5 protein-coding genes, 2 tRNA genes and 1 pseudogene are annotated in these 8188 nt (G+C 52.9%); 5 read left to right on the top strand and 3 right to left on the bottom strand.

Annotated features, from left to right (window positions below; genetic code table 11):
- Positions 1 to 79 precede the first annotated feature (79 nt).
- Positions 80 to 151, top strand: a tRNA-Thr gene (locus tag M2118_RS00065).
- A 52-nt stretch (positions 152 to 203) separates the two neighbouring features.
- Positions 204 to 277, top strand: a tRNA-Met gene (locus M2118_RS00070).
- A 167-nt stretch (positions 278 to 444) separates the two neighbouring features.
- On the opposite strand, the gene M2118_RS00075 is transcribed toward M2118_RS00070, so the two are convergent.
- Positions 445 to 1326, bottom strand: coding sequence for an IS3 family transposase (locus M2118_RS00075; protein ID WP_280793938.1), 882 nt, complete (start codon positions 1324 to 1326; stop codon positions 445 to 447).
- Complete coding sequence (locus tag M2118_RS00080) at positions 1296 to 1796, bottom strand: helix-turn-helix domain-containing protein (RefSeq protein ID WP_280793939.1); 501 nt, start codon at positions 1794 to 1796, stop codon at positions 1296 to 1298. The genes M2118_RS00075 and M2118_RS00080 overlap by 31 nt, the downstream gene beginning before the upstream one ends.
- 268 nt (positions 1797 to 2064) lie before the next feature.
- Between M2118_RS00080 and M2118_RS00085 the strand changes: the two genes are divergently transcribed.
- Entirely contained in the window at positions 2065 to 3171 is a 1107-nt protein-coding gene (locus M2118_RS00085; RefSeq protein ID WP_280793940.1) for a YncE family protein, read from the top strand.
- 149 nt (positions 3172 to 3320) lie between these two features.
- On the opposite strand, the gene heR is transcribed toward M2118_RS00085, so the two are convergent.
- Complete coding sequence (heR, locus tag M2118_RS00090; protein WP_280793941.1) at positions 3321 to 4124, bottom strand: heliorhodopsin HeR; 804 nt, start codon at positions 4122 to 4124, stop codon at positions 3321 to 3323.
- A 167-nt stretch (positions 4125 to 4291) separates the two neighbouring features.
- On the opposite strand from heR, the gene M2118_RS00095 reads away from it, so the two are divergent.
- Together M2118_RS00095 and M2118_RS00100 are read left to right on the top strand one after the other, a co-directional pair.
- Positions 4292 to 6235 (top strand): CASTOR/POLLUX-related putative ion channel, encoded by a 1944-nt coding sequence (locus M2118_RS00095; protein ID WP_280793942.1) that lies wholly within the window; start codon positions 4292 to 4294, stop codon positions 6233 to 6235.
- Positions 6236 to 6248: 13 nt separating this feature from the next.
- Positions 6249 to 7946, top strand: a pseudogene (locus M2118_RS00100) (amidase); the annotation flags it as partial.
- Positions 7947 to 8188: the final 242 nt, after the last annotated feature.

Genomic DNA, 8188 nt, shown 5'->3' on the forward strand with positions numbered 1-8188 from the left:
CTGTGTTTTTAGCATGCGCTCAGAGGTGATAATCTCTTACGGTGCCAATTTTCGAGGGAAACCTTGAAGGTCTGGATACGCCCCGATAGCTCAGTGGTAGAGCACTTCCATGGTAAGGAAGGGGTCGCGAGTTCAATCCTCGCTCGGGGCCCGATCATTCTTCGACTGCTGCAGGGTAACCTGCCTCACCGGCGGATGTTCGTGGCTGGGTAGCTCAGCTGGTTAGAGCGCACGACTCATAATCGTGAGGTCGGGGGATCGAGCCCCCCTCCAGCTACTAGAAAAACTCCTGTAAACACGGGGGTTTTTTTAGTTATACAAGGTCTTGATTAGCGCGGATGTGCCCTTATGTAGCCATCAGTAAAGCCATTTGGCTAACCCGGTATTCCGGATGCGAAAAATGAATACCCCTGCGAATTGCACTGAACCCCAAAAGTTGGAGTGCTAATAGGGAGTCGTTTCTAAGTCTGTAAGGGATTGAGTCCGGTAGTCAACCGGACTCAATCCCTTCAGCTTTTCTTGCGTGCGTTCATAGTTGAACCAGTAAATCCAGTGATCTAGTTTCATCGTGAACTCGGCCATGCTTGAAAACGTGTTCCGCCTTAAGAATTCTTCTTTGAAGTGACTGAAGAAGTTCTCTGCAACAGCATTGTCATGACAGTTGCCCTTGCGAGACATCGACTGAATAATTCCCCTCGAAGCCAGAGCGTGTTGATAGGAACGGTGGCGGTAATGCCATCCCTGATCCGAATGCATCACCAACCCGCTGCCCGGCTCAAGACGTGTGAAGGCCCTCTCCAGCATTGCCGTGACTAACCCCATCGTTGGCGTGGAGGCAAGGGCGTAAGAGATGACTTCACGGTTGAATAAATCAACCACGGGAGACAAATACTGCTTCTGCCCCAACACATAAAACTCTGTCACGTCCGTGACCCACTTGCGTTGAGGCAGAGAAGCTTCAAAGTTCCTCGCGACAACATTCTCTGCCGTGTGTCCCTGCTCGCCCCGGTGAGAAGAATACGGCTTCTTCTTCCGAATTAGACTCAGACGTCCCTCTTCATGCATCAACTTCAACACTGTCTTGTGACTAATACGTATGCCATATTTATTCACCAAATCATTACGAATACGGCGATAACCATAAACACGAAAGAAGCCGTCCGAATACTTCCCCGTAATCAGTGAACGTGCCTGACTGTAGTGATCAACCCGGCCAGGTTTGCTGCGGTGATAGTAGAAAGAAGACGCAGATAACCCCACTGCTTCTAGCAACAATATGCGCGGAAACTCATGCTCTAATGATTCGACGATGGCGGCTTTTCCCAAAACCGTGGATCGCCCTCGATCATTAGAGCCTCCTGTTTTTTTAGAACAGCAACCTCCAGACGCAGTCTAAGAACTTCTTCCTCCAGCGTCTCCGGGCCAATAGTAACGACCTTCGCTCGACGGCCCTTTGGCTTTGGTTGTAATCCGGCCGGGCCATCAACACGATAAATCGCCACCCATTTATTGAAAATACTTCGATTCGAAATATTGAAACGGGCAACAACTTCCGTCGTTGACAACCCAGCAAGAAACGCCTCAACCGCATCGACCTTCAACTCGACTGGATACGTGTTGTTTCCCATAACACCCAAGCCTAGGAGCGTTCCTGCGGCATGTTTATCTCGCCAAACCCGAGATGTTGTGACAGAAATACGAAGCTTAGAGGCAACAGATTTATAGCCAAAGCCAGAACTGAAAAGATCAGCAGCCTGACGTCGAATATCTGACGTATGTGGTGATTGTTGGCCCATATGACTGAACCCCTCCTGTTAAGGACTCTCTATTACGAGTCCAACATTTGGGGTTCAGTGCAAATGCTGGGGGTAATTTTCTTGAACTTAATTCGTCGTTTTTGAGTTATGAACGGTTACGTAAGTTAAAGGCGGCGTATAAAACTGTACTTTTGGCATAAAATTCTTGAAGTACCTATTTCCTGAAAGTGCTGTTCGCCAGCACTTCCTAGCAAACGAGTCTTCTTTGAAAAAGTTTTCTGCATCGTTACTTACTTTTATCGTGACAATGTTTTCGATTCTCATCCCCGGGGCAGCATTTGCTGTGGATCCCTCTGTTGAGCCTGGAACCATCGCTGTTGGGTCAGGGCCATTAGATGTCGCAATTACGGCTGATGGATCAACTGCCTATGTTGTTAACTACGACTCGGACAACATCTCTGTAGTTAACTTGGCCACAGGAACTGCTGGCACACCTATCTCGGTAGGAAACCAACCAACTGCGTTCACCATTGCACCAAATGGCACCTTTGCCTACGTCGCAAATTTCAATAACGATAGCCCTTCGGATCTCACAAGAATCGCTTTACCGTCTGGAACTCCAACCACCATTCTCAGTGGTGCAGGCTTGGACGGACCACGATCAATCGTGTTCTCTCCAGATGGAACTAAGGCTTACGTTTCCAACCAGGGAATGGCAGCTAACGCAAAAATCTTTGTAATTGATACTGCCACCAACACCAAACTTTCTGAGATTGCAGTTTCCCCGAGGCCTCAAAACATGGCGATTAACTCTGATGGGACCAAGCTTTTTGTTTCCCACTTTGATAACGGTGTCGTTAGCTTTATTGATCTCTCGACCAACGCAGTCACTACGCCGATTACTGGGCTCAGTGGACCTCAAGGACTTACTCTTGCTGGTACCAATTACGGCTTACTTTACGTGGCTAACCAAACTGGTAACTCAGTAAATGTTTACAATGCAGTTAACGGAACGCTTGTAACTTCGATTACCGGTTTTTCTTCCCCGGAGTCCGTCACCGTTAATCCTGGAAATACACAAATTTATGTCGCTAACCAGGGTGCTGATCAAATCAAAATAATTGACATTGCCACCAATGCGATCATTGCACCCACACTCACAGTTGGCGATCTCCCCTTTTACGTAGCTTTTGCCCCCAACGGCCTCAAGGCTTACGTGCCAAATTATGGAAGCAACACATTAAGTGTCATCAGTTTCCCCCAGCCACCAGCTCCGCCAGCTCCCCAGCCAGCAGGTGAAACACTGGCTAATACTGGACAAGATCTGACGCTTGGCATGATCTCGGCAACGTTATTGCTGGGTTTTGGAATTGTGAGCGTTCTGACAGGACGACGGATTCGCAGAATTCGTTAGGTCGGTGTTAGTAAGGGATCAGATTTATTGTTGATCACCGATACTTGGAAATCTCATCATCGTGATTTCAGGGGATCGAGCCCCCCTCCAGCTACGCCGTCAAAACCCCCTCTTATGGAGGGGGTTTTGTTTTACGTTGGCGTGGTGACTTAGCTCACAAACAGGGGCACAAGTGCACCTGAGAATACCTGCCATGCCAGGACGCTCTTCGCGACCAAGCTCAAGGTGATGTACGCACGCTCACCGCGCAGGTAGCTCTTCCAGCCGCCAATCTGGCGATACTGCAGTACCTGGTTGATGGCGAAGGTGTTGAAGAACACGAAGAGCGAAATCACAATGCCATAGACAAAGCCAGGAACCTCTGCAGCATTGGTCGAGCCAGGCTGCAGTGTGTAGATAGCAATGATGATCCAGGGAACGATTCCGGTCATGGAGCCAAAGATGAAGGGCAGGAACTTCTTGTTACCTGGCTTCTCATATTTCTCTTGCAAAGCACCGAACATAATCATCGACGCGTTCACCGCGAAGATGGCAAACAGAGCAGCGAAGTCAGTAGCTCCATTGAGCTGGGCAATCAGCCAGATCATGACCGAGGAGCTCAATGCATACTCAGTCCAACGGAAGTAGTTGTGGTTGAGCTTCAAGCCATTGGCATAGCGGGTGAAGACACCCGGCATGGAAATAAGGAAGTGGAAGAAGGCCGACATCAAGAGGAAAGCCACGACGCCAATGCCGAGGTTGATCTCGAAGAGGGTGACCTGCTCGGTGGGGAGGTCAACTCCGGGAGGACCCGTCATGTAGTCGACGGTGACGGGGAACATGACCTGTGAGCTCAACTTGGTCAAGATGAACAGGAATGCCAAGCCTTGAAGCAGGTGGATGGAACCCGCCACAATGTTGTAAACCCGGAGGCGTTTGATCTGTTCGTCTTCTGAGCGAATCTTGCGGGCCATGATGCACCAGTCCTTATGTGGCCCGCCACAGGCCAGCGTCTGGTTTCAGTCTGGCCTAATTAAGGCACTTTTCACACCAATGGCGCATAATTCTCAAACAGGGATAAACCCCTGCATCCCGCCTATTTGCTGATGTGTAGGGCTTCGAAGCCACCTAGGCTTTTTATGTGACTGATACAGAACGCGACTTTGGCCAGGGTTCCTTCGGCGGCGAAACTGCTGCAGCAAAGAAAAAGGTGTCCCTCGGCACACGCCTGAGTTCCACCTTCGACAATGCGCTCAGCAGCAAGAAGCGCTTTGTTGGACTCATCTTTATTGCGATGATCATCCTCGCGTTTGTCATGACGGGCATCCAGGCCCTCATTGCCGCTGCCACCTTCTTGAACGAAGCCCCCGGTGAGAACCTCACCTACTTCGATATCTTCTGGGCATCGTTTTCCAAGATTCTGAGCTTGGGTGGCGAAGCCACCTGGGGTCAGCGCATCATCGGCGTTCTCTACTGGGCAATCGCGATTGCCGTCACCGGTACTGTGATCGGTTTTATTACCAGCCTGATTCAGCAGACCATGGCTCGCTTGGGTAAGGGACTCAGCCCCGTCGTCGAATCTGGTCACACCCTCATCCTCGGTTGGTCTCCTCGCGTTTTCCCCATCCTCAAGGAACTCTCCATTGCCAAGAGCAGTGAAGCTAACCCCGTGGTTGTGGTTTTTGCCGACCAGGCACGCGACCTCATGGAAGAGCAGATTGCGAGCCGCGCGGGAGATCTCGGCAAGCTCAAGGTCATTACCCGCCGCGGCTCACTCTCCAACCCTGCCGATGTCGCACGCGCCAACGCAGGAGAGGCCAGCTCCATCATCGTCCTCGACTCTGATGACGCTGGTGATGCTGGCGTGGTCACGACCGTTCTCGCTATTCGCGCGAACGCCGGAGATAACCACCCACCGGTGATTGCTGAACTTGATGACGTTCACACTGCTGCAACCTTGAAATCCGCAACCGGCGGACGTGTCCGCTCGGTGCGTTCGCAAGATGTCATTGCACGCGTTACCGCACAAGCAGCACGCCAGCCCGGTCTTGCTTCTGTGATCCTCGACCTGCTCGACTTTGAAGGTAACGAGCTCTACTACGCAGCTGCTGGTGAACTCGAAGGCAAGACGTATGGCGATGCTCTGCTCGCCTTCGATGATTCGGCTGTGATTGGATTCCAAACCAAGACCGGTGAACTTTCACTCAACCCAGATGCCAAGACCAAGATTCCTGCCGGCGCCAAGATCATCGTCATCTCTGAGGATGACTCCACCATCCGCTTCACTGGTGTGAAGAAGCTGGACTGGAAGACCCGCGTGGGCAAGGCCAAGGCCGTTCCTGCACAGAACCTGCTTGTCGTGGGCTGGTCTGCCATGGGCCGTGCAGTTCTCGGCAACCTGGCGGAATACCTCCCCAAGGGCTCCAGCATCACCATCCTTGCTCGCAACCAGTTCGTTGCCGCAGAAGAGCTGAAAGACATCACCTTCGGTGATGTGAAGGTTTCCTACTCCAACATCTCTGGAGATGTTGCCGAAGTCATCGCTGTGGCAGAACGTCACCACTATGACGAGATCATTGTGCTGGGATATCGCAACGCGATGACCCGCGTTGAAGCAGACGCACAGACCTTGCTCACCATGATGCAGATGAATCAGTTGTTCGAAGACGACAGTAACAAGGTCAAGCCCACACGTATTGTGGCCGAAATCTTGGACAGCTCGCTTCTTCCGCTTGCACGTGTTGCCGCAGCAGACGACTTGGTCGTGAGCGATGTGCTCGCAGCACTTCTTATTTCCCAGCTGTCGCAGAATCCCACCATTGCACCTGTCTTCGAGGATCTCTTCGATGCAGACGGCGCAGCAATTCACCTTCGCCCTGTCGAGAACTATGTTCCCGTGGGCGAGAAGGTGAGCTTCGCTGAGTTCGTGGCAGCTGGTCGCGCAGCCGGGCAATCAGTGATTGGTTACCGCAGTGCATCGGCCGGTAAGGACGATTCATCTAAGGGTGTTTCCTTGAACCCCAGCAAGAACTCAGAGTTCACTGCCGCGGCCGGGGATAGCCTCATCGTTATTGCTTCGGAATAGGTAATCTGGAGGCATGACCTCCTACACTGTCGTTGAGAAGTCCATCGCTCAGCTGCGAGCAGATCTGGACGCGGGCGTTATTACAAGCGTTGAGCTTGTTGCTGCCTACCTAGATCGCATTGCCTTCTATGACCGCCATGGCATCACGCTGAACGCCGTCCCCATTTTGAACCCAGAACTCTTTGCTGACGCACGCGCATCAGATGAACGTCGCGCACAGGGAAAGAGCCTCGGCTACCTGGATGGAATTCCTTACACAGCTAAGAACAGCTACAAGGTCAAGGGAATGACTGTTGCTTCTGGCTCACCTGCTTTCGCAGACCTCATCGCAACCGATGACGCCTTCACCATTGCGCAACTGCGCAAGGGTGGCGCCGTGCTCGTTGGCTTGACCAACATGCCCCCGATGGCAAACGGCGGCATGCAACGCGGACTCTATGGCCGCGCTGAGAGTCCCTACAACGCAGACTTCCTCACGGCAGCTTTTGGTTCTGGATCTTCCAATGGTTCGGGCACGGCAACCGGAGCCAGCTTTGCTGCCTTCGGTTTAGGTGAAGAGACCTGGTCTTCTGGACGTGCACCAGCAAACAACAATGGCCTCTGCGCTTACACACCTTCCCGTGGTGTGATCTCTACTCGAGGCAACTGGCCACTAGTTCCCACCATGGACGTTGTCGTTCCCCACACTCGCACGATGGACGACATGCTGGCCGTGCTCGACCAGATTGTCGGCGACGACTGGGAAGTGCGCGGAGACTTCTGGCGCATGCAGCCCTGGGTCAAGACCCCCAAGAGCTCTGAGCTTCGCCCCGCTTCTTATCCCGCAATTGCCAACCCTCGAGCACTCGAAGGCAAGCGCATTGCGATTCCTCGGATGTATATCAACAAGACGCCGGTAGACGTTGTCCTCGATGACATTGATGTCATCGAGACCCGCGACTCTGTTGTGGAGCTTTGGCACCAAGCCAAGGCGGACCTCGAAGCACTAGGTGCTGAGGTTGTTGAGACAGACTTTCCCGTTGTCACCAACTATGAGAGCCGTGGACCAGGAGCAATGAATCTCAAGTCACGTGGACTCGTTCCTGAGCACTTCGCTGAGCACGAGCTCTGGGAGCTCTCCATGTTTGGCTGGCATGACTTCCTTGCCGCCAACAACGACCCCAAGCTCAATGCTCTAGACCAGGTGGACCCAGACAAGATCTTCCCCGTGCCAACCGGTTCGGTGCCAGGTCGCTATGACGATCATTTGCACCGCTTCGCTCCAGAAGATGTTCCGCTGGAAGAGTATGTTGCCCGGGCCAAGAGCGATGGTGTTCCGGCGCTCGTTGAGATCCCAGACATGGCTGAAGGCATTCCAGGACTCGAGAAGGCGCGCAAGCTTGACCTCGAAGACTGGATGGATGAACTCGGCCTAGACGCAGTTGTCTTCCCTGCATCTGCAGACGTGGGACCCGCAGATGCTGATGTGAATGACGCCTCCGCAGATCTTGCGTGGCGCAATGGAACGTGGGTTGCCAACGGCAACCTGGTTCCCCGTCACCTCGGCATCCCCAGTGTCACTGCCCCCATGGGAATCATGAGCGACATCGGGATGCCGACCGGCCTCACCTTTGCTGGTCGTGGTTATGACGACAGCAATTTATTGGCTTATGCGTGGGCATTCGATCACTATCGCAACCACCGCATCGCTGCGCCTCGCACACCAGAGCTCCCCGGAACTCAGTGGGTCTCTCGTAATGTCGAGGCAAGCAGTGGAGTTCCAACTCTAACCGTGAAGACATCAGCCGCAGCCGCAGCAAATGGAATGGTTCCTATTCGTGTTGATCTCATCACGGATGCAGCGGAGGTTTCTGTCACCGTGAACGGTGTTCAGATTATGGGCACCGTGACCGAGACTGGTTACGTCGTGGAGACAGAAGTTCCAGAGTCAGAGCACACTCGCCTTCACAGCGA

The sequence above is a fragment of the Aurantimicrobium minutum genome (assembly GCF_029892845.1).
Classification (GTDB): Bacteria; Actinomycetota; Actinomycetes; order Actinomycetales; family Microbacteriaceae; genus Aurantimicrobium; species Aurantimicrobium minutum_B.

What these genes read in the sequence shown, in the direction of transcription:
- M2118_RS00080 (WP_280793939.1), bottom strand. Translation starts at nt 1,796, where the DNA reads ATGGGCCAACAATCACCACATACGTCAGATATTCGACGTCAGGCTGCT.
- heR (WP_280793941.1), bottom strand. Translation starts at nt 4,124, where the DNA reads ATGGCCCGCAAGATTCGCTCAGAAGACGAACAGATCAAACGCCTCCGG.
- M2118_RS00085 (WP_280793940.1), top strand. Translation starts at nt 2,065, where the DNA reads ATGTTTTCGATTCTCATCCCCGGGGCAGCATTTGCTGTGGATCCCTCT.